The organism is Pseudomonas sp. Ag1 (genome assembly GCF_000278565.1).
In the GTDB taxonomy this organism is placed as follows: domain Bacteria; phylum Pseudomonadota; class Gammaproteobacteria; order Pseudomonadales; family Pseudomonadaceae; genus Aquipseudomonas.
The window spans coordinates 37,448-57,961 of sequence record NZ_AKVH01000106.1; the positions used below are offsets into that span (position 1 = coordinate 37,448).

Here is a 20,514-nt window from a genome sequence, read left to right on the forward strand (position 1 = left end):
TGTCTCCATCTGATTGTTATTTTTGTGGGGGTGAGGCGGTGGGGAGGGGCTATAGCGAGATGTGTGCCAAGTTATTAACCTGTTGAAATATATAGAGAAACTCTTGATCTGTGAGAATGTTCTCAAGTTTTGTCCCGAATTTGAGACTGTTGGAGATCAAATGTGGGAGCGGGCTTGCTCGCGAATGCGGTGTATCAGGCAGTAATTCAGGCACTGACACACCGCATTCGCGAGCAAGCCCGCTCCCACATTGGATTTTCTCTGTATTTGGAATTGTGTCTCTGTTTTGAGATTATGCGATGCCCAGCGCAACCATTTTCTTGTACAAGGTCGACCGGCCCAGCCCCAGCCGCTTCGCTGCCTCCACCACATTCCCCTCACAGTGCTTCAACGCCGCCCCAATCACCTGCCGATCAAACCGCTCCCGGGCCTCGCTGAAACTCTCGCCCTCAACGGTCTCTACCGAACTCTGCTCAACCGGGCTGAATGTACCAATTGCTGCGCGAATTTCACTGGCATCCAGCACCAGGTCATCACTCAACAGTGCCGCCCGCTCCAGCACATTGCGCAGCTCGCGGATATTCCCCGGCCACGCATGCTGCGCCAATAACGCCAAGGCCTCGCGGTCCAGCTCATGCTGGCTGCGCAACTCCTCCAGAATCGCCTCGCTCAACGCCGGCAAATCATCCAGCCGCGCGCGCAACGGCGGCACCTGGATCGGCAGCACATTCAGCCGGTAATACAGGTCCGCCCGAAACTCCCCGCGCTTGATTGCCGCTTCCAGGTCCATGGACGTGGCCGCAATCACCCGCACATCACTGTGGATCATCTCGTTGGAGCCCACCGGCTCGAACTCTTTCTCCTGCAACACCCGCAGCAATTTGCTTTGCAGTGGTAGCGGCATGTCGCCGATCTCATCCAGAAACAGCGTGCCGCCCTGGGCAATCTGCAACTTGCCGGGGCGGCCCTTGCGGTCGGCGCCGGTAAACGCGCCCGGTGCCGTGCCGAAGAATTCGGCTTCCAACAAATCATGGGGAATCGCCGCGCTGTTGATGCTCACAAAGGCTTTGTGCGCCCGAGGCGATGCACCATGAATCGCCTGGGCCAGCAGCTCCTTGCCGGTCCCGGTTTCCCCCAGCAGCAACACTGGCGACTCCGCGCTCGCACTGCGCCGCGCCCGACGTTTGACTTCCAGGCTGGCCGCGCTGGTGCCGATAAAGTGCGCGAAGTTGTATTTACTCTGCCGCGACCTCAGCAGCGACCGAGTGGAAGCCAGTTCCTGCTGCATGCTCAGGTAGCGCTCGATCAGCGGCGACAGGTTGCGCAGCTCATCAAACAACGCAAACCCGATGGCGCCGATCACCTTGCCGGCGTCGTCATGGATCGGCAGGCGCATCACCACCAGCGGGCCTTTGGGCGTGTCCTGAATATCCAGCAATATCGGCTGGTCGTTACGCACCACCTGGCGCAACAGGCTGTTGGAAATCACCTGCTCGCAGGGTTGCCCGATGGCTTCGTCGGCGCTTTTCAGGCCGAAGCGCTTGGCGTAGCGCTCGTTCATCCAGACGATGTTCGCGTCACCGTCGACAATCACCGTGCCTTCGCTGGACTGCTCGATGATCTCGAACAGCGACTGGATCGCCAGGCCGCGAACGTATTGGTAATCCTTGAGGCTGCCGGTGGTGCTCATGGGTGCGCCGCCGCGAGGAGTTCCCGGGTGTAAGGGTGTTGAGGCGCGGCAAACACTTCATCGCTGGGCCCGCGTTCCACCACCTTGCCGTCCTTGATCACGATCATGTCGTGGGCCAGGGCCCGCACCACCGCCAGGTCATGGCTGATAAACAGGTACGTCAGGCCGTACTTTTCCTGCAGCTCAAGCAGCAGGGCGACCACCTGTTTCTGCACGGTACGGTCCAGCGCCGAGGTGGGTTCGTCCAGCAGGATCAGCGCCGGCTTGAGCACCAGCGCACGGGCGATGGCGATGCGCTGGCGCTGGCCGCCGGAGAATTCATGCGGGTAGCGATGGCGGCTGGCAGGGTCCAGGCCCACGTCTTCCAGCACGCGGATCACTTGGGCTTCGCGGTCCTTGAGGCTGCACGGCGCATGCACTTCCAGGCCTTCGCTGATGATCTGCGCCACCGACATCCGCGGGCTGAGGCTGCCGAACGGGTCCTGGAACACCACCTGCATCTGCTTGCGCCACGGTTGCATCTGCTTTTGCGTCAGGCCGTCGAGGGCCTCGCCCTGGAAGCGAATCGCGCCGCTGGAATCCAGCAGCCGCAGAATCGCCTGGCCCAGGGTGGATTTGCCCGAGCCGGACTCGCCGACAATCCCCAGTGTCTTGCCGCGCTGTACCTCCAGGCTGATGCCGTCCACCGCTTGCAGGTACTGCTTGCGCCGGAACAGCCCGCCGCCCAGCGGGAACTGCACACTCAGGTTATCCACCTGCAACACCGTCTCCCGCGCCTCGTGGTTCAAGACGATGCCTGCCGGTTCAGCATCCAGCAGCAGGCGGCTGTAAGGGTGCTGCGGGGCGCAGAACAGGGTTTCGCAATCCGCCTGTTCGACAATTTCCCCGGCCTTCATCACGCACACCCGCTGGGCAATGCTGCGCACCAGGTTGAGGTCGTGGCTGATCAGCAGCAGCGACATGCCCAGGCGTTGTTGCAGGGACTTGAGCAGCAGCAGGATCTTGCGCTGCACCGTCACATCCAGTGCAGTCGTCGGCTCATCGGCAATCAGCAGTTCCGGTTCACAGGCCAGGGCCATGGCGATCATCACCCGCTGGCGCTGGCCGCCGGAGAGTTGGTGTGGGTAGGCCTTGAGGCGTTCCCGGGGCTTCTGGATGCCCACCAGTTCGAGCAATTCGAGGATCCGCGCCTGGGCCTGTTTGCCGCCCAGGCCCTTGTGCAACAGCAGGGTTTCGCCGATCTGCTTCTCGATGCTGTGCAGCGGATTCAGGGACGTCATCGGCTCCTGGAAGATCATCGCAATCCGGTTGCCCCGCAGTTTTTGCAGGGTGGCGGGCGAGGCGCCGAGCAGTTCCTGGCCGCGATAGCGCACCGAGCCGGTGGTTTCGGTGCCGGCTTCGGGCAGCAGTTGCAGGATCGAATGGGCGGTCACCGATTTGCCCGAACCCGACTCGCCCACCAGCGCCAGGCACTCGCCGGGGCGCACGTCCAGGCACAGCTTGCGCACCACGGTCTGGCCGTTGAAGGCGACACTCAGGTCGCGAATCTCGATCAGGTTTTCAGTCATCTCAACGGCCTTCATGAGCGTGGGTCGAAGGCGTCACGCAACGCCTCGCCGATAAACACCAGCAACGACAGGATCAGCGCCAGGGTGAAAAACGCGGTCAGCCCCAGCCACGGCGCTTGCAGGTTCTGCTTGCCCTGGGCGATCAGCTCACCCAGTGACGCGCTGCCGGCGGGCATGCCGAAACCGAGGAAATCCAGGGCGCTCAAGGTGGAAATCGCCCCGGTCAAAATGAACGGCAAGTAGCTCAAGGTGGCGGTCATCGCGTTCGGCAGGATATGCCGGCGGATGATCTTGCCGTCCCCCAGGCCCAACGCCCGCGCGGCCTTGACGTACTCCAGATTGCGCCCCCGCAGGAACTCGGCGCGCACCACGTCCACCAGGGCCAGCCAGGAAAACAGCGCCATGATCCCCAGCAACCACCAGAAATTCGGTTCGACAAACCCTGACAGGATGATCAACAGATACAGCACCGGCAGCCCGGACCACACTTCCAATATTCGTTGCCCGAGCAAGTCGACCCAGCCGCCGTAATATCCCTGCAAGGCACCGGCGGCGATGCCGATGGCGGCGCTGATGGCGGTGAGGGCCAGGGCAAACAGGATCGACACCCGGGCGCCGAAGATCACCCGCGCCAGCACGTCGCGGGATTGGTCATCGGTGCCCAGCCAGTTCACGCTGGAGGGCGGGCTGGGGGCAGGGCGGGTCAGCTCATAGTTGGGCGTGTCGTCGCTGAACGGGATTGGCGGAAACAGCATCCAGCCGCCGTCCTTCTTGATCAGGTTCTGCACGTATTCACTGCGGTAATCCGCCTGGAATGGCAATTGCCCGCCGAACTCCTGCTCGGTGTAGCGCTTGAACACCGGGAAATACAGTTCGTTCTGGTAGCTGAGCACCAGGGGTTTGTCATTGGCGATCAACTCGCCGCCGAGGGTCAGGATAAACAGGCCGATAAACAGCCACAGCGACCACCAGCCGCGGCGGTTTTTCTTGAAGCGTTCAAAGCGCCGACGGGCCACGGGAGAGAGCTTGAGCATCAGGCGTTCCTCGCGGCGAAGTCGATACGCGGGTCCACCAGGGTGTAGCAGAGGTCACCGATAAGTTTTATCAAGAGGCCAAACAGCGTGAAGATAAACAACGAACCGAACACCACCGGATAATCCCGTGAAACCGCAGCTTCGTAGCTCATGCGACCGAGGCCGTCGAGGGAGAAGATCACCTCGATCAGCAGCGAACCGGCAAAGAACACCGCGATAAATGCCTGGGGAATCCCCGAGATCACCAGCAGCATGGCATTGCGGAACACATGCCCGTAAAGCACCCGGCGTTCACTCAAGCCTTTGGCCCGGGCGGTGACCACGTACTGGCGGGTGATTTCATTGAGGAACGAGTTTTTCGTGAGGATGGTCAAGGTGGCGAAGCCGCCGATCACCAGGGCGCTGACCGGCAGTACCAGGTGCCAGAAGTAATCGGCGATCTTGCCGACGGTGCTCAACTGGTCAAAGTTTTCCGAGACCAGCCCGCGCACCGGAAACCAGTTCAACGAAGTGCCGCCGGCGAACACCACGATCAGGAACATCGCAAACAGAAACGCCGGCATCGCATAGCCAATCACGATCGCGGTGCTGCTCCACACATCGAAACTGCTGCCATGGCGCACCGCCTTGCGAATGCCCAGCGGGATCGACACCAGGTAGGTGATCAAGGTGGCCCACAGGCCGAGGGAAATGGTCACCGGCATCTTTTCGAGGATCAGGTCGGTCACGCTTTTGCCACGGAAGAAACTGTTGCCGAAGTCCAGCTGGGCGTAGCTCTTGAGCATCAGCCACAGGCGTTCCGGCGCGGGCTTGTCGAAGCCGTATTGTTTTTCGATGTCCTTGATCAGTTTCGGGTCCAGGCCACGGCTGGCCCGTGAGCCGCTGCTGAGGCTTTCGGCAGACGAGCCGCCGACGCCACCGCCGCCGATGCCTTGCAGGTGGGCGATGGCCTGTTCCACCGGCCCGCCGGGCGCGGCCTGCACGATAACGAAATTCACCAGCAGGATAATCACCAGGGTGGGAATGATCAGCAGCAGGCGCCGCACGATATAGGCAAACATCAGCGGGCTCCCGGGCGTTTGGTCAGTTCGGCTTTCATCTGTTCATTGGTCAGCGGCGTGGGGCTGATTTCCCACCAGGTTTCCAGGGCCTCATCGGTCTTGGCTTCCACGGCCGGGCGGCCGAAGCGGTTCCACCACGCGGCGGAGGTGCCCGGCGGGTAGTAGTTGGGGATCCACAGGTAATTCCATTGCAGCACGCGGTCCAGGGCGTGGGCGTAACTGAGCATCAGCGACTGGGTATCGGCCTTGACCAGGCCGTTGATCAGGCTGTCGACGGCCGGGTCTTTCAGCACCATGTAGTTGTTGGCGCCGGTATCAAACGCGGCGGCCGAACCGAAGTAGTTGTACAGCTCCATCCCCGGCGAGGTGGTAACCGGGAAGCCGGTGACGATCATGTCGTAGTCCCGGGCCATCAGGCGGTTGACGTATTGCGAGGAGTCAATGCGGCGGATGTTGAGGGTGATGCCGATCTGCGCCAGGTTGCGCTTGTACGGCAACAACAGGCGCTCAAGGCCGTTCTGGGCGTTGAGGAAGGTGAACTCCAGCGGCTCGCCCTCGGCATTCACCAGCTTGTCACCGTCGGGCTTCCAGCCGGCCTGTTCCAGCAGGGCCAGGGCTTGCAGCTGCTTGTCGCGGATCATCCCGGTACCGTCGGTGGTGGGGGCCTTGAACACCTGGGTGAAGACTTCGTCGGGAATCTGCCCGCGCAGGGGTTCCAGGATCGCCAGCTCCTGGGCGTCCGGCAGTTGGGTCGCTGCCAGCGGGCTGTTGGAGAAGAAGCTCTGCTGGCGGATGTACATGTTGCGCATCATCTGCCGGTTGGCCCACTCGAAGTCCCACAGCATGGCCAGGGCCTGGCGCACGCGGCGGTCCTTGAACATCGGTTTTTGCACGTTGAACACGTAGCCCTGGGCCGGCTGCGGTGCCTCCTTGGCCAGGTGCGCGCGTTGCAGGCGGCCATCATCGAGGGCCGGGCCGTTGTAGCCGATGGAGTAGCCGGTGGCGGAGAATTCGCGGTTGAAGTCGTAGGCACCGCCCCGCAGGACCTGGCGCGCGACTTCGGTGTCGCCGAAGTATTCCAGGCTCAGGTGATCGAAGTTGTACAGGCCACGGCTGATGGGCAGGTCCTTGCCCCACCAGTTCGGGTCACGCTTGAACATGATGGTGTTGCCGGCATCCACCTTACTGATGGTGTAGGGGCCGCTGCCGAGGGGAATCTCGTAGCCGCCGCCGTCGGCGAAGTTGCGGGTCTTCCACCAATGCTCGGGGAACACCGGCAGAGTCGCGACATCCAGGGGCAGGGTGCGGTTTTCATTGCTTGCGAAATCGAAGCGCACCTGGCGCGGGCCTTCGACTTCGACGTGTTTGACGTCGGCGAACAGCGTGCGGTAGCGCAGGCTGCCCTGGGTCATCAGCAGGTCAAAGGAGTAACGCACGTCTTCGGCGGTGATCGGTTGGCCATCGGCGAAACGCGCCTTGGGGTTCAGGTAGAAACGCAGGGACAGACCGTCGTCTGACCGCTCCATCTTTTCCGCCACCAGGCCGTAGACCGTGTAGGGTTCGTCCAGCGAACGCAGGGCCAGGGGCGAATACAGCCAGCCATCGACCTGGCTGACCCCGATGCCTTTGTCGCCATAAGGCAGTACATGGTCGTAGCGCCCGATTTCGATCGCCGAACGCCGCAGGCTGCCGCCCTTGGGGGCATTGGGGTTGGCGTAGTCGAAATGGGTGAAGCCGGGTTGGTATTTGGCCGGCTCGCCGTACACGGTCAATGCCGATTGCGGCGCGGCGATCACGGCGGTGCTGGCCAGCAACAGGGCCAGGGTGGAGCAAAACAGGGTAGAAAAAGCGACTCGCATTATCAGCCTTGGGCGCCGGGTGAAGAGGTAAAGGGATTTGTACGCTATGCACGTACGCCTCGCCAGTCATCACACTGTCACAGATGCACAACGGCCCACCAAAGGGTGGGCCGTTGTTTTAAACATTAGCGCGGACTGGATCAGTCCTGACGGCTGGTTACTTCCAGCAGGTGATAACCGAACTGGGTTTTCACTGGGCCTTGCACGGTGTTGACCGGGGCGCTGAATACGACGGTGTCGAATTCCTTGACCATTTGGCCCGGGCCGAACGAACCCAGGTCGCCGCCTTGACGGCTGGACGGGCAGGACGAGTTGGCTTTGGCAACTTCGGCGAAGTCGGCGCCGCCTTCGATTTGCGCTTTCAGTTCGTTGCACTTGTCTTCGGTGGCAACGAGGATGTGACGGGCGGTGGCTTTGGCCATGAGGGGTATCTCCTTGGGTAAAAATGCTGAGCGTACCGGATTCAGGTGGTTATTTCCTGGCAAAGTTCCCCCGGGTTGCATGGACGGTTCAGGATCGGGCCATTACGCCGCTGTGGGTCAGCCAATCGATAAACAGCGCAAACAGCTCCGCCTGGGAGTTGATTTCAAGCTTGGTATACAAATGCTTGCGGTGCATGCGCACGGTTTCCGGGGAAATGCCCAGCACCTGCGCGGTGGATTTCACCGAGTGCCCGCGCAATATCAGGTGGGCGATTTCCCGTTCGCGCACGGTCAATACGCCGCTGCCAAAATGCATGAACGCCGCTTCAATCTGCTGATGCACCTGGGTCTGGGTGAAGGCCTCGTCGCTGATCACCTTGCACAGCCCGCCCGTGGTGCCGAAGCGGCGCAGCAGTTCGCGCACGATGGGTTGGGCGGTTCGTTGCAGTGCCAGTTGTTCGTCGCTGAACTGGCCGGCACTCAGCCCCTGGAACATGCACAACGAAATCTTGCTGTTGGGGCACAGGTCGACGATGTAGTAGCTCTCCTGGGCGCCGCCGCTGCGCAGGTAGTAGGTTTTGTAGTACTCGCTGTTGAAGAAATCGTCCGGGGCGATCTGCGCCAGGTGGTAGAAACCTTCGGCCAGGCCCTTGTCTACCGCGAGGCAGAACGGGTCCAGCAGGTAGCCCCGGGAGAAGTAACGGTTGATGATCTCTTCGTAGTGCGGCCGGGGGATGCCTTGCTGGTAGAGCAAGTGTGGCGCCTGGCCCTGGCGCTCCAGGCTGATCATCATCGATTCGATAGGGGTCAGCGCACTGAGGGCGCAGGCCAGGTGTTCAAGGAATGACGCTTCGTCGACGCTGGCGAAGGCGTGGGCCAACGCACCATTCCAGGCGTCAAGCACCTGGAAGGACGGGGCAGGGCAGTGATCGGCATGCTGGTTCATGCCGGCCAGTCTACCCGCCGGCCAGGGCCCCGGCAAAAGCACCGGGGCGCCCAGGCTCATCGGCCTTGATACTCGCCGCTCTGGCGCAGCTCTTCGGCGGTGTCGAGGATGCACTGGCGCAGGATTTCCACCACTTGATCCACCTGGGCATGGGTGATGATCAGCGGCGGCGACATCACATTCAGGTGGCCAATGGGCCGTACCAGCAAGCCTTTGGCCTGGGCCCGCAGGTGGATCTTCTCGCCGATGTTCACCGCGTCCGGCAGCAGCGCCTTGGTGTGTTTGTCGGCGACGAACTCAATGCAGGCCATCAGCCGCTGGCAGCGCACATCGCCCACCAGCGGCAGGCTGGCCAGGGTTTGCAGGCGCTGTTCGAGGTACACGCCGACGTCCTCGACATGGGCCAGCAGGTTCTCCCGCTCGATGATCTCGATGTTCTTCAGCGCCGCCACGCAACTCACCGGGTGGCCGCTGTAGGTGAAGCCGTGGGTAAAGCAGCGGCCCTTGCCCGGCTCGCCGATCACTTGCCAGATGCGCTCCGAGAAAATACACGCGCCCAACGGCAGGTAGCCGGACGTCAGGCCCTTGGCGGTGGTGATGATGTCCGGTTGCATGTCGAACACTTCCTGGGAGGCGAAGAATTTTCCCAGCCGGCCGAAGGACGTCACCACTTCATCCGCCACGTAGAGCAGGTCATAACGTTGGCAGACTTCCCACATGCGGCGGTGGTAACCCTTGGGCGGAATGATCACGCCGCCCGAGCCCATGATCGGTTCGGCAAAGAACGCGGCCACTTTGTCGGCGCCGATGGTCAGGATCTTGTCTTCGAACTCATCCACCAGGAAATCGAGGAACTGCGCCTCGCTCATGCCCTGCGGCGCCCGGTAGTAGTTGGGGCACGAAATGTGGTGGAACAAGTCGCTCATGAAATCGAATTCCGGCGCGCGGTCGGCGGCCTTGTTGCCGATGGACATCGTGAGGAACGTCGAGCCGTGATACGCACTGAAGCGCGAGATGATGTGTTTCTTCTCATGCTTGCCGCGACTGTTCTGATAGAACTGCACCAGACGATAGGCGGTATCGACAGCCGTGGAACCGCCGGTGGTCAGGAACACATGATCAAGATCGCCGGGAGCCAGGCTGGCAAGCTTGGCGCACAGTTCGATGGCGGTGACGTTGGCCATGTCGCAGAACGGGTTGGAGTACGCCAGCTGGCGAACCTGGTTGGCGATGGCGTCTGCCATTTCCTCGCGGCCCAGGCCGATATTCGTACACCACATGCCGCCGACCGCATCCAGGTAGCGGTTGCCGGCGGTGTCGTAGATGTAGGCGCCGTCACCCGCCGCGATATTCAGTGAGCCTTGTTCACGGTGTTCGTCGAACATATGAAAACCGTGCATGTAATGGGCCTTGTCGGCGGCGTCCAGTTGGTCGTGGTCGAACTGGGCGAAAAAGTCAGGATTTGGCAGGGTCATGGCGTTTACCTTCAATGGCTGGGTTTCACTTGCCGGTCTTCACGGCATTCCAGGTACGGGTGATCAGGCGCACGGCGGCTTGGGACTGGCTTTTCTGGGTGAACAAGCGTTGCATCGTCGCCGAGTCCGGGTAGATGGCCGGGTTGTCGCGTATATCGGCATTTACGAAGGGCTTGGAGGCCAGGTTGCTGTTGGCGTAGTGAATGGTGTTGCTGACGCCGGCGATAACCTCGGGTTGCAGGAGGAACTCGATGAACTTGTGGGCATTCGCCACATGGGGTGCGTCGGCCGGGATGTAGAAGTTGTCGAACCAGATCAGCGAGCCTTCCCTGGGGATGAAGTAACCCAGGTTGACCTTGGCCCCGGCTTCCGCCGCCCGGGCCTGGGACGTGGCGTAGTCGCCGGACCAGGTGGTGGCCATGCACAGCTCGCCATTGGCCAGGCCGTTGATAAAGCCGCTGGAGTCGAATTTGCGGATGTACGGGCGCACGGCCATCAGCACGTCCTGAGCGGCCTTGAGGTCTTTGGGCGCCACGCTGTTGGGGTCCAGGCCGAGGTAGGTCAGGGCCAGCGGGATCATGTCGGTAGGGGAGTCCATGAAGGTGATGCCACAGTCGGAGAAGCGCGAAACGATCTTGGGATCGAAGATCATCGCCAGGGAGCCGATGGGCGCATCCGGCATGCGTTCCTTGATCTTGTCGATGTTGTAGGTCACGCCATTGCTGCCCCAGGTGTAAGGCGCGGAATAGGTCACGCCCGGATCATGGGTTTCCAGGCTTTTCAGCACTTGCGGGTCGAGGTTGTTCCAGTCCGGCAGCAGCGCTTTGTTGAGGGGCTGGAAGGCCTTGGCCTTGATCAGCAGCGGCACCAGGGACGCGTTGAGCACCACCAGGTCATAGCCCGAACGCCCGGACAGCAGCTTGCCCTGCACGGTCTCGTAGGAATCGTAGGTGTCGTAGATCACCTTGATGCCGGTGGCTTTCTCGAAGTCGGCGAGGGTGTGTTCCCCGATGTAATCGGCCCAGTTGTAGATGCGCAAGGTGTTGCCCGGGTCGTCAGCGGCCTGGCTGACGGACGTTGATGCAAGCAAGACAGCGCTGAACAGGGCGATAACGGCTTTATGCATGGCGAACCCACCTTGATGTTGTGCTTGTTGTCAGGCCGAGGGGCTGATTGCACTTTCAGGCAGGTGGCGGGTGGGGCGCCATACCCCGTTCGGGTAGGAGGCGGTCAGGGCAGTACGATGTAGTCGTTTCGCGTGACGACCGGGCGGTGTACGCCGGGTTCCAGGTGGATGTAGCGCCCGTCTACCAGGTCGATGGGCAGGCAGTCGTCGATATCCAGTACGCCATCGGTGTGGGATTGCGTCCAGTGCGTGAGCATCTGCTGTTTGCCTTGGGCTGCCGCTTCCCTGGCCGTGCGCGCAACCACCAGCAGGTAGTGGTGTGCCTCGCCAAAGACGTTCGATTCATACCCGCCCAGGTTGATGAAGTACAGGCGCGGCGCCCCGGCGTTCGGCGCCAGGTGGCTGAGCTGGACTTTCCAGCCGTCAACGCCATCCACCGTCATCCAGGAGTCGATATGCACACCTTTCTGGCTGCCGAACCAGCCCTCGCGCAGTTGCGGGTAGGCGGCTTCCAGGGTGTCGGCGACGGCGAACACCACATCATGCACTTCGATTTTCGCCCGGGGGTGCTTACCCCCCAACATGACCACAAACAGCATTGCAGGCCCTTTCTATGGCTGGGATGGAAAGGGCCACCTTCCTTCGATTGAACCCTTTTGTCCAGTCGGTGCCACACTGTTAATTCGCAAATTCATCAGGAGGTTGTCATGCGCACCATTGATCTGGCCGGCGTACCCGTCCCTGTCATCGGCCAGGGGACCTGGCGCATGGGCGAGGATCCCGGCAAGCGCAGCGCCGAAGTGGCCGCGTTGCAACTGGGTATCGATGAGGGCATGACCCTGATCGATACCGCTGAAATGTATGGCGAAGGCGGTGCCGAAGAAGTCGTCGGCGAGGCGATTCGCGGCAAGCGCGACCAGGTGTTCCTGGTCAGCAAGGTGTACCCGCACAATGCCAGCCACAAGGGCATTCCACGTGCATGTGAGGCCAGCCTCCAGCGCCTGGGCACCGACTACATTGATCTGTATCTGTTGCATTGGCGTGGGCAATACCCCCTTGAAGAAACGGTAGAAGCCTTCGAGCGCTTGCGTGAGGCAGGCAAGATCGGTCGTTGGGGTGTGTCCAATTTTGATGTGGCAGACCTGCAGGAGCTGGCTTCCCCGGCCTGTGCCACCAATCAGGTGCTCTACAACATCGAGGAGCGCGGCATCGAGTTCGACCTGCTGCCATGGTGGCAGCAACACAATTTACCCTTGATGGCCTACTGTCCCATCGCCCAGGGTGGCGACCTGTTGGCCAGCCCGACCCTCAAGCAAATTGCCCGTCGCCACGAGGTCACACCCGCCCAGGTTTCCCTGGCCTGGGTCTTGCGTCAGGACGGTGTGATCGCGATTCCCAAGGCGGTTACGCCAGAGCATGTCCGGCTCAATGCCGCAGCGGCGAAGCTGGTGCTGGATGAGCACGACCTGGACGCGATTGACCGGGTTTTTGGGGCGCCGAAGCGCAAGCATCCGCTGGCGATGGTCTAGTGGCCGACAGAAACGGTGCCGTCCATGGCGATGCCGTTTCTGTTTCGGTGGCTGCTTAGCCGGCTACCGGGCTGCGCCAGTCATCAGAGCCAGAGGTACCGGAGACCTCATGGGTCCAGACGATTTTCCGGTAAGTGAAATACACATCCTCCAGGTGCGTGAAGTGTGCGTTGTTCGGGTCCTGGCAGTTGGGCATCCGTGACTGGATGTCCACCAGGATCGCGTCTTCCAACTCGATGGTGAAGTAGTGTTCCTGGGTTCCGGCTGAAGAGGTTCGGTACCACTCAAGGCGGCACTTGACCATTTCCCCGGAGGTCAATGCGCTGAACAGCAATGGCGACGATTTATCGAATACCTTGCTGATCATCAGGGGCTTGTGCACACGCTGGCCGGTGGGCTGGCCGGATTGCGGGTCACGGGGAATGATCACCTGATGCTGGAATGCTTCCACCAGGATCTGGTCTTCATGGCCTTCCTGGTAAATGTTGCCGACCGAGTCCTGGGTGAACGTGCCTGCCGTGATCAAGCCTTGCTTGGTGCCGGTGATGGATAGATACGCGGGTGTTGGCATGACGGTTTTCCTTGCCTGATAAATGAGGTCGTCCCGGCCGACGGACTTGCCGGCCGGGTAATGCTCGATATCAAGAAGCGTGCCGGAAAGTTCGAGCGTCAATGAAAGCAGGGGGGTAAGGTTTTATTGGTTTTCATTTTGAGCGGCATTAAAGGTTTTAATTCGATTTAGTTGTATTTGTTTGCGCAGGGGTGTGCAGTTAGTTGCTCATGTTGATGGGCGTTGTTATTCGCAGAGTTCACCTCATTCATGATGAAGCCTGGCGCCTTGGCTGCGCAAATTCTTGCGCGTCGGTGATTTTTCTATTCTTGTAGGAAACTCCTTAACTGCTATTTGGTGGCTTGAACAATGCTTTTTGCATGGATAAGGTTCGTGCTCTTCTCGTAGGGAAGGCAAACTTTAATCAATGTCCTGATGTGCGCTTGAATGGCCATTAGTTCACTGGACATGTTCAGGAAAGTAAAGTGCGGCCCATAATGGTTTACTCAGACAGGCTTTCCGATTATTACCTCGAACTTGCGCAGGCACCCCACTCGAAAACGAGTTATGCGGGGGCCGATATGCGTTTTTCGACCGAGTATGAGGCGCTTGAAACTGAACTGGGCAAGGCGCACTCCATTCACGGAAACAGTCAGCCTGACTGGCAATGGGTCGTGGAAAAAAGCGAGGCGCTGTTACGCCACCAGTCCAAGGACTTGCGGGTCGCTGTCTGGTTGACCTGGGCCTTGCATCAGCGCGAGTCCTTCCCCGGGCTACTCGCAGGCCTCGGATTGCTGCGCTACCTCTGTGAGCATCATTGGGCGGTCGTTTATCCGGGCAAGCTGCGTACCCGCAGTGCCGCCTTTGGCTGGCTGGTCCCGCGCCTTGAGCAGGTGCTTGCACAACCTGTTTCGTTCAAGGATCAGCGGCCCTTGTTCCACTGCATGCTCGAACACCTGGCGCGGCTGGACGAGTTGTGGACCGAACACCTTCTCGAAGATGCGCCACTGTTACTGCCGGTTCGCAGGCAGCTGTCGGACCGATTGCAACAGTCCACCGAAAGCGAACCTCCAGCAGGCGGTAGCACAGGGGTGATCGCCCATATCAAGCAGGTCGCGACTCAGTTGATGGCGCCCGAGCCCATTGTGGAAAACGAAAAGGACGCCCACAAGCTGCTGCGCACGCTGCAGGAACATGCCCGGCCCTTGTCGGCCTGGTGGCAGCGTCAGAATGCCACTGACCTGCGCGCACTGCGTCTGAACCGAACGTTGACCTGGCTGACGATCACCAGTCTTCCGGACTGTGACAGCGAACAGGTAACGCCTTTGCGCGGGCCGGCGCCCGACAAGCTCAAGCGGTACCAGGAGCGCTTTGCCCAAGGGCAGCATACCGACCTGCTGCTGGAGCTTGAGGGCAGCCTGGCCGGAGCACCTTTCTGGTTCGACGGCTTGTACCGGGTGTGGGAGTGCCTGCAGGCACTCCAGGCCGACCTGGCCATGACCGAGCTGGAAGTGCACTTCGCGCTGTTGCTCCAGCGCTTGCCGGGGCTTGCACAGCTGCGCTTCCACGACGGAACACCCTTCGCCGACGACGTCACCCGTGGCTGGATCAACACCCAGGTTGCCCGCCATTTGCAAGCCCCGGTCCCACTCAGGTCGGCACCTGATGCCCCGGCTGCGCCTTGGGACAAAGCGTTGCACGACGTCATGCCCGTGCTGCGCAAGGACGGGTTCAAGGTGGCTGTGCGGTCCCTCAAGCAGGGCATGCAAACCGCAACAGGTGATCGTGCCCGGTTTCATTGGCGGCTTGGCCTGGCCAGGTTGTGTTTGCTGGCAGGCAAGCATGACCTGGCCAAAGTCCAGCTCGATCACCTGGACCACGAGCTGCAGCACTCAGGCCTGCAGCGCTGGGAGCCCGAGCTGGCGGTTGAAGTGCTGCAGCTCTTGCATGGCTGCTGTGACGTATTGCCCCAAAGCCATTCCGTGCGTGAGCGCAAGGAAGATGTCCATCGCAGGCTGTGCCACTTCGATCTCGAAGCGGCACTTGAATAGGCTTTCGAGCCCCCCGAAAAAGGAGAAACACCATGGCGAAAGAAGGTTCGGTAGCCCCCAGGGAACGCATCAATATCACGTTCAAACCCGCCGTCGGCACTGCGCAGGAAGAGGTCGAGCTGCCGTTGAAATTGCTGGTGCTTGGTGACTTCACCCAGCGTGAAGACCTGCGCAAGCTCGAAGACCGCAAGCCCGTCGGCATCGACAAGAACAGCCTCGACGAGGTGCTGGCCAAGCAGGCCTTGAGCCTGGCCTTGAGCGTCCCCAACCGGCTGCAGGATTCAGCCGAACCTGACGAGTTGGCGATCCGGGTCAGGATCAATTCGATGAAGGACTTCAATCCTGCACAGCTGGTTGAGCAGATACCCGAGCTGAAAAAGCTCATGGACCTGCGCGATGCACTTGTGGCGCTCAAGGGGCCGCTGGGCAACACGCCGAGCTTTCGAAAGGCCATTGAAAATGCCCTCGCCGATGACGATTCGCGCAAGCGGGTATTGGCTGAATTGGGGCTGGACAGCTCCGCCGTATGACTCTCTCAGTTAAAAGGACACTGACACCATGACTACCAGCCAAAGCCCGTTGCATGCGCCCATCACGGATGAGTACAGCATTCTCGACAACATCATTGCCCAGACCCGCCTCAACGCCGACGACGAGGCCTACAGCATTGCAAAGCGTGGAGTCTCGGCATTTATCGAGGAGCTGATCAAGCCGCAAAACAAGGGCGAGCCGGTCAAGAAGCGCCTGGTTGACCGGATGATTGCCGAGATTGACGCAAGGCTCAGCCAGCAAATGGATGAAATCCTGCACCATCCCGACTTCCAGGCACTGGAGTCTTCCTGGCGTGGCCTGCAGTTGCTGGTTGATCGCACCAATTTTCGTGAAAACATCAAGATCGAACTGCTCAGCGTCTCCCGCCAGGACCTGCTGGATGACTTCGAGGACTCACCGGAGGTGACTCAGTCCGGACTCTACAAGCACATCTACAGTGCCGAATACGGTCAGTTCGGCGGCCAGCCCGTAGGGGCAATCATCGCCAATTATTTCCTTTCCCCCAGTGCTCCCGATGTCAGGCTGATGCAGTACGTTTCCAGCGTGGCCTGCATGGCTCATGCACCGTTCATTGCGGCGGCCGGCCCTGGCTTCTTCGGCCTGGAGAGCTTTACCGGCCTGCCTGACCTCAAGGACCTGAAGGACCATTTTGAAGGGCCGCAGTTTGCCAAATGGCAGAGTTTTCGCCAGAGCGAAGATGCCCGCTACATCGGCCTCACCGTACCGCGCTTTCTATTGCGTACGCCGTACGATCCCGTTGATTGTCCGGTCAAGACGTTCGCCTACCAGGAACATGTGGCCAGCAGCCACGAACACTATCTGTGGGGTAATACGGCCTATGCCTTTGCTACCCGCTTGACGGACAGTTTCGCCCGGTATCGCTGGTGCCCGAACATTATCGGCCCGCAGAGTGGTGGTGCAGTGGAGGACTTGCCGCTGCATCACTTTCACAGCATGGGCGAGATCGAAACCAAGATTCCTACCGAGGTGCTGGTATCCGACCGACGCGAATACGAGCTGGCGCAAGAGGGCTTCATTGCCCTGACCATGCGCAAGGGCAGTGACAATGCAGCGTTCTTTTCCGCCAGTTCGGTGCAAAAACCCAAGTCTTTTGGAATCAGTGCCGAAGGCAAGGCTGCCGAGCTGAATTACCGGCTCGGTACCCAATTGCCGTACATGATGATCGTCAATCGCCTGGCCCACTATCTCAAGGTGCTGCAGCGTGAACAGCTGGGGTCGTGGAAGGAGCGCACCGACCTTGAGCTGGAACTCAACAAATGGATTCGCCAATACGTCGCCGACCAGGACAACCCCAGCACCGAAGTGCGGGGACGGCGCCCGCTTCGGGCTGCGCGCATTGTTGTCAGTGATGTCGACGGGGAGCCCGGCTGGTATCGCGTCAACCTGAGCGTTCGCCCGCACTTCAAGTACATGGGGGCAGACTTCACTCTGTCGCTCGTCGGCAAGCTCGATAAAGAATGAGCCGCCGCCACGTGATTACCCAAAACCGCAGCCTTTTCGAGCGCCTGGAGTCCGGCGTGGGGCGCAGCCCGCAAGGTTGCGTCGTGGAATCCGTGGCGGGGCATCTGGCGAAAATGCTCAGCACCCGTGCGGGCAGTGTCCAGACGCTACCTGATTACGGGTTACCTGATCTGAATGACATGCGCCTCAGCCTGCATGACGCGTTGAGCCAGGCTCGGTTCCTGATTGAGCGCTTTATCCAGGCCTACGAACCCCGTCTGAAGGATGTCCGTGTCAGGGCATTGCCACAGGGCCGTGACCCGATGGTGCTGGCTTTTTCCATCGAGGGGGCCATGGAAGTCAATGGCATGACGCAAGCGGTCGCCTTTTGCGCCAGCCTGGCTCACGGCGCACGGGTCGAGGTCAAACCGAATGTCGTTTAACCGCTACTACCAGGGCGAGCTGAGCGCACTGCGACAGTTGGGGCGACGCTTCTGCGAGCGCAACCCGGCACTCGCGCCGTTTCTCGGGGACGCTGGCCAGGACCCGGACGTAGAACGGTTGCTTGAGGGTTTTGCATTCCTCACCGGTCGCCTGCGGCAGAAGCTTGATGATCAATTGCCGGAGTTGAGTCACTCGTTGATGCATCTGCTGTGGCCCAACTATATGCGGCCGCTGCCGTCGTTCAGCATGCTGCAGTTTGATCCGCTCAAGCGCACAGGGCCGGCCATCAGGGTCGAGCGGGATACACCGGTGGAAAGCATTGCGATCGACGGTGAACGCTGCCGTTTTCGTACCTGTTACCCGACGCAGGTCTTGCCGCTGCAACTGGCCGCCATGGAGTACTCGGTACAGGGCGAGGGCGCTTTGCTCTGCCTGCGTCTGGAGATGACGGCCGAGGGCAACTTCAGTGAGCTGGAACTGAACTGCCTGCGTTTGCATCTCGCGGGGGAGCAGCCCGTCAGCCAGGCGCTTTACCTGGGGCTTTTGCGCCACCTGGACGGGTTCGAGTTGCTGCCTTTCGGGCGCGACGGGCTGCCGGTCATCGGCGCCGACGGCGAGCCTGTTTCGTTGCGTCTGTCCAGCAACGATATCAGTCCTGTGGGCTTTTCCGAGGATGAGGCACTGATCCCTTATCCGTTGAATACCTTTCGTGGCTATCGCCATTTGCAGGAGTACTTCGCCTTTCCCGACAAATACCTGTTTGTCGATGTGAGTGGCCTTGGCGCGTTGAGCAGGTTGCCTATTGACGTACTCAAGCAGCTACATGGCGTGACGTTACGCTTCGACATGCGTGGTCGCGGTATTGAGCGAATGGCGCCTACCCTAGACAACGTGAAGCTGTACTGCACGCCCATCGTCAATCTGTTCAAGCACGACGGCGTACCGATTCGCCTGGACGGCAAGCAGGACGAATACCTGTTGTTGCCTGGCGAATACGCCAGGGGGAACTGCGGTGTATTTTCCGTCGACAAGGTCACGGGATGGCGGCCGGGAGGCCTCGGGTACCAGGAATATGTTCCGTTCGAATCGTTTGAGCACGATTTTGGCAGCGCCGCGCCCAGCTATGGCGTTCGCCAGCGGCCATCCCTGCAACATGCCGGCCTGGATACCTGGCTGAGTTTCGACCGGTGTCCAGTGCATGAACAGGAAACCCTGTCGATTGAACTGACCTGCACCAACCACAACCTGCCATGCCTGCTGCAGGTGGGCGATATCAATCAGGCGTGCGAACAGACGCCCGAGTTTCTCTCGTTTCGCAACATCACCGCGGCAACCCCCAGCTTTGCGCCACCCCTGGACAGCGACTTCCTGTGGCGACTGATCAGCAATATGTCGCTCAACTATCTGTCATTGACCGATATCAACGCCTTGAGGGTGATCCTCGAAACCTACGACCTGCCGCGTTATCACGACCGCCAGGTGGAAAAGGTCAGCAGGCGAAGGCTGGGCGCCCTCCGTTCGATCAGTCACCAGCCCGTAGACCGGCTGCACCGAGGCCTGCCATTTCGCGGCTTGCGGGTTGACCTCACCATCGATCCTGAAGGCTACCTGGGGGAGGGCGACGTGTTCGTCTTTGCTTCGGTGCTCAACGAGTTCTTCGCGCTTTACGCCAGCCTCAACTCGTACCACGAACTGCGAGTCATCAGCACACAAGGAGACGTGTACCTATGGCCACCCCGGATGGGCCAGCAGCCCCTGCTTTAACCGCACTGTCCCGAGTGATTCGCGAGTACTCGGTGTTTCAGGCGGTTGCGCAGATTATCGAGCGCCTGCGCGAGGCGCATCCCTCGCTGGACGATGAGGCGCTTTACGATCAATTGGAGTTCCAGGCCAACCCAGGCTTTGGCTTTCCCGGCAACGACATTGATCGTGTGGAGTTTTTTGTCGAGCACGGCCATTTGCGGGCACGGCTTCGCCTCAATGTGCTGGGCCTGTTTGGTACAGGGTCACCGCTGCCGGCGTTCTATGGCGAGCAAGCCTTTGCCGAGGTAGCGGGCGGTAATCCGACGCGGGAATTTCTTGATCTTTTTCACCATCGCCTGCACCGGCTGATAGTGCCGATCTGGCGAAAATATCGTTATCAGGCGAGTTTTCAAACGGGCGCCCGCGATCCTTTTTCCGAGCAGATGTTTGCATGGGTGGGCCTGGGTGGCAGCGCGATTCGCAGCGCGGCTCAACTGAACTGGAAACGCCTTTTGCCCTACCTGGGGCTGCTGAGCCTGCGCGTGCACTCCGCCGCGCTGATCGAGACCGTGCTGCGTTATTACTTCAAGCACAACCGGCTGGTCATCGAGCAGTGGGTCGAGCGCAGGGTAGTGATCGACCAGGAGCAGCGCAATGACCTTGGTCGCGCCTATAGCTCGTTGGGTTCGGACCTGGTGCTGGGGGAGTGCCTTATCGACCGCAGTGGCATGTTCAGGGTTCATGTATTGGCACTCGATTGGCAGCGTTTTCACGAGTTTTTGCCCACCGGGGCGGGTTACGAGCCGCTGTGTGCGCTGGTGCGTTTTGCCGCCCGGGACCCCTTGGAATACGACGTGCGACTGGTGTTGGCGGCGGGCGAGGTCCGGCCGTTGCACCTTGGCGAGCACAACGTCTGCCGCCTGGGCTGGACCAGTTGGCTTGGGCATGAGCGGGCAGACGGCGTGGTCATCCTGGCCAGTAAAAATCATTAGGGATTGATGGA

The 20,514-nt window shown here is 60.5% G+C and carries 18 protein-coding genes; 7 read left to right on the top strand and 11 right to left on the bottom strand.

Annotated elements, in window-relative coordinates; genetic code table 11:
- Positions 1 to 292: 292 nt before the first annotated feature.
- The 10 genes from A462_RS10325 to A462_RS10280 form a co-directional block, all read right to left on the bottom strand.
- Positions 293 to 1,690 (bottom strand): sigma-54 interaction domain-containing protein, encoded by a 1,398-nt coding sequence (locus A462_RS10325; protein WP_008436990.1) that lies wholly within the window; start codon positions 1,688 to 1,690, stop codon positions 293 to 295.
- The gene (locus tag A462_RS10320) at positions 1,687 to 3,258 is read right to left on the bottom strand and encodes an ABC transporter ATP-binding protein (protein ID WP_008436992.1); all 1,572 of its coding nucleotides are present in this window, start codon (positions 3,256 to 3,258) and stop codon (positions 1,687 to 1,689) included. Before A462_RS10320 ends, A462_RS10325 begins: the two co-directional genes overlap by 4 nt.
- Before the next feature lie 11 nt (positions 3,259 to 3,269).
- Positions 3,270 to 4,292, bottom strand: coding sequence for an ABC transporter permease (locus A462_RS10315; RefSeq protein ID WP_003208019.1), 1,023 nt, complete (start codon positions 4,290 to 4,292; stop codon positions 3,270 to 3,272).
- A complete protein-coding gene (locus A462_RS10310; RefSeq protein ID WP_003208021.1) occupies positions 4,292 to 5,353 on the bottom strand; it encodes a microcin C ABC transporter permease YejB in 1,062 nt (353 codons plus the stop codon). Before A462_RS10310 ends, A462_RS10315 begins: the two co-directional genes overlap by 1 nt.
- The gene (locus tag A462_RS10305) at positions 5,353 to 7,212 is read right to left on the bottom strand and encodes an extracellular solute-binding protein (protein ID WP_008436996.1); all 1,860 of its coding nucleotides are present in this window, start codon (positions 7,210 to 7,212) and stop codon (positions 5,353 to 5,355) included. The genes A462_RS10310 and A462_RS10305 overlap by 1 nt, the downstream gene beginning before the upstream one ends.
- Before the next feature lie 140 nt (positions 7,213 to 7,352).
- Positions 7,353 to 7,634, bottom strand: a complete 282-nt coding sequence (locus tag A462_RS10300; protein ID WP_003208024.1) for a peptidylprolyl isomerase — start codon at positions 7,632 to 7,634, stop codon at positions 7,353 to 7,355.
- 88 nt (positions 7,635 to 7,722) lie between these two features.
- Positions 7,723 to 8,580, bottom strand: a complete 858-nt coding sequence (locus A462_RS10295; RefSeq protein WP_032899610.1) for a response regulator transcription factor — start codon at positions 8,578 to 8,580, stop codon at positions 7,723 to 7,725.
- 56 nt (positions 8,581 to 8,636) lie between these two features.
- Positions 8,637 to 10,055 carry an aminotransferase gene (locus tag A462_RS10290; RefSeq protein ID WP_008437001.1) on the bottom strand — a complete coding sequence of 473 codons (1,419 nt, stop codon included), beginning with the start codon at positions 10,053 to 10,055 and terminating at the stop codon, positions 8,637 to 8,639.
- 25 nt (positions 10,056 to 10,080) lie between these two features.
- Positions 10,081 to 11,181, bottom strand: coding sequence for a polyamine ABC transporter substrate-binding protein (locus A462_RS10285; protein ID WP_008437002.1), 1,101 nt, complete (start codon positions 11,179 to 11,181; stop codon positions 10,081 to 10,083).
- A 104-nt stretch (positions 11,182 to 11,285) separates the two neighbouring features.
- Positions 11,286 to 11,780: a DUF1543 domain-containing protein gene (locus A462_RS10280; protein WP_008437003.1), complete on the bottom strand. Its 495-nt coding sequence runs from the start codon at positions 11,778 to 11,780 to the stop codon at positions 11,286 to 11,288.
- Between the two features lie 108 nt (positions 11,781 to 11,888).
- On the opposite strand from A462_RS10280, the gene A462_RS10275 reads away from it, so the two are divergent.
- Positions 11,889 to 12,710: an aldo/keto reductase gene (locus A462_RS10275; RefSeq protein WP_008437004.1), complete on the top strand. Its 822-nt coding sequence runs from the start codon at positions 11,889 to 11,891 to the stop codon at positions 12,708 to 12,710.
- A gap of 55 nt (positions 12,711 to 12,765) precedes the next feature.
- Here the strand turns inward: A462_RS10275 and A462_RS10270 are convergent, their stop codons facing one another.
- Positions 12,766 to 13,281: an Hcp family type VI secretion system effector gene (locus tag A462_RS10270; RefSeq protein ID WP_003208034.1), complete on the bottom strand. Its 516-nt coding sequence runs from the start codon at positions 13,279 to 13,281 to the stop codon at positions 12,766 to 12,768.
- A gap of 476 nt (positions 13,282 to 13,757) precedes the next feature.
- Here A462_RS10270 and tssA point away from each other — a divergent pair, with 476 nt between their 5' ends.
- The 6 genes from tssA to tssG are packed head-to-tail and all read left to right on the top strand — an operon-like array spanning position 13,758 to position 20,503.
- Complete coding sequence (gene tssA, locus A462_RS10265) at positions 13,758 to 15,311, top strand: type VI secretion system protein TssA (protein WP_032899578.1); 1,554 nt, start codon at positions 13,758 to 13,760, stop codon at positions 15,309 to 15,311.
- Between the two features lie 32 nt (positions 15,312 to 15,343).
- Complete coding sequence (gene tssB, locus A462_RS10260; protein ID WP_008437006.1) at positions 15,344 to 15,841, top strand: type VI secretion system contractile sheath small subunit; 498 nt, start codon at positions 15,344 to 15,346, stop codon at positions 15,839 to 15,841.
- A gap of 28 nt (positions 15,842 to 15,869) precedes the next feature.
- Complete coding sequence (gene tssC, locus A462_RS10255; RefSeq protein ID WP_008437007.1) at positions 15,870 to 17,345, top strand: type VI secretion system contractile sheath large subunit; 1,476 nt, start codon at positions 15,870 to 15,872, stop codon at positions 17,343 to 17,345.
- Positions 17,342 to 17,767 carry a type VI secretion system baseplate subunit TssE gene (tssE, locus tag A462_RS10250; RefSeq protein ID WP_008437008.1) on the top strand — a complete coding sequence of 142 codons (426 nt, stop codon included), beginning with the start codon at positions 17,342 to 17,344 and terminating at the stop codon, positions 17,765 to 17,767. Before tssC ends, tssE begins: the two co-directional genes overlap by 4 nt.
- Complete coding sequence (tssF, locus tag A462_RS10245) at positions 17,757 to 19,532, top strand: type VI secretion system baseplate subunit TssF (RefSeq protein WP_008437009.1); 1,776 nt, start codon at positions 17,757 to 17,759, stop codon at positions 19,530 to 19,532. Before tssE ends, tssF begins: the two co-directional genes overlap by 11 nt.
- A complete protein-coding gene (gene tssG / locus A462_RS10240; protein ID WP_008437010.1) occupies positions 19,496 to 20,503 on the top strand; it encodes a type VI secretion system baseplate subunit TssG in 1,008 nt (335 codons plus the stop codon). The genes tssF and tssG overlap by 37 nt, the downstream gene beginning before the upstream one ends.
- The last annotated feature ends 11 nt before the right edge of the window (positions 20,504 to 20,514 follow it).

Coding starts and splice junctions, on each gene's coding strand:
- A462_RS10325 (WP_008436990.1), bottom strand. CDS start 1,690: ATGAGCACCACCGGCAGCCTCAAGGATTACCAATACGTTCGCGGCCTG.
- A462_RS10320 (WP_008436992.1), bottom strand. CDS start 3,258: ATGACTGAAAACCTGATCGAGATTCGCGACCTGAGTGTCGCCTTCAAC.
- A462_RS10315 (WP_003208019.1), bottom strand. CDS start 4,292: ATGCTCAAGCTCTCTCCCGTGGCCCGTCGGCGCTTTGAACGCTTCAAG.
- A462_RS10310 (WP_003208021.1), bottom strand. CDS start 5,353: ATGTTTGCCTATATCGTGCGGCGCCTGCTGCTGATCATTCCCACCCTG.
- A462_RS10305 (WP_008436996.1), bottom strand. CDS start 7,212: ATGCGAGTCGCTTTTTCTACCCTGTTTTGCTCCACCCTGGCCCTGTTG.
- A462_RS10300 (WP_003208024.1), bottom strand. CDS start 7,634: ATGGCCAAAGCCACCGCCCGTCACATCCTCGTTGCCACCGAAGACAAG.
- A462_RS10295 (WP_032899610.1), bottom strand. CDS start 8,580: ATGAACCAGCATGCCGATCACTGCCCTGCCCCGTCCTTCCAGGTGCTT.
- A462_RS10290 (WP_008437001.1), bottom strand. CDS start 10,055: ATGACCCTGCCAAATCCTGACTTTTTCGCCCAGTTCGACCACGACCAA.
- A462_RS10285 (WP_008437002.1), bottom strand. CDS start 11,181: ATGCATAAAGCCGTTATCGCCCTGTTCAGCGCTGTCTTGCTTGCATCA.
- A462_RS10280 (WP_008437003.1), bottom strand. CDS start 11,780: ATGCTGTTTGTGGTCATGTTGGGGGGTAAGCACCCCCGGGCGAAAATC.
- A462_RS10275 (WP_008437004.1), top strand. CDS start 11,889: ATGCGCACCATTGATCTGGCCGGCGTACCCGTCCCTGTCATCGGCCAG.
- A462_RS10270 (WP_003208034.1), bottom strand. CDS start 13,281: ATGCCAACACCCGCGTATCTATCCATCACCGGCACCAAGCAAGGCTTG.
- tssA (WP_032899578.1), top strand. CDS start 13,758: ATGGTTTACTCAGACAGGCTTTCCGATTATTACCTCGAACTTGCGCAG.
- tssB (WP_008437006.1), top strand. CDS start 15,344: ATGGCGAAAGAAGGTTCGGTAGCCCCCAGGGAACGCATCAATATCACG.
- tssC (WP_008437007.1), top strand. CDS start 15,870: ATGACTACCAGCCAAAGCCCGTTGCATGCGCCCATCACGGATGAGTAC.
- tssE (WP_008437008.1), top strand. CDS start 17,342: ATGAGCCGCCGCCACGTGATTACCCAAAACCGCAGCCTTTTCGAGCGC.
- tssF (WP_008437009.1), top strand. CDS start 17,757: ATGTCGTTTAACCGCTACTACCAGGGCGAGCTGAGCGCACTGCGACAG.
- tssG (WP_008437010.1), top strand. CDS start 19,496: ATGGCCACCCCGGATGGGCCAGCAGCCCCTGCTTTAACCGCACTGTCC.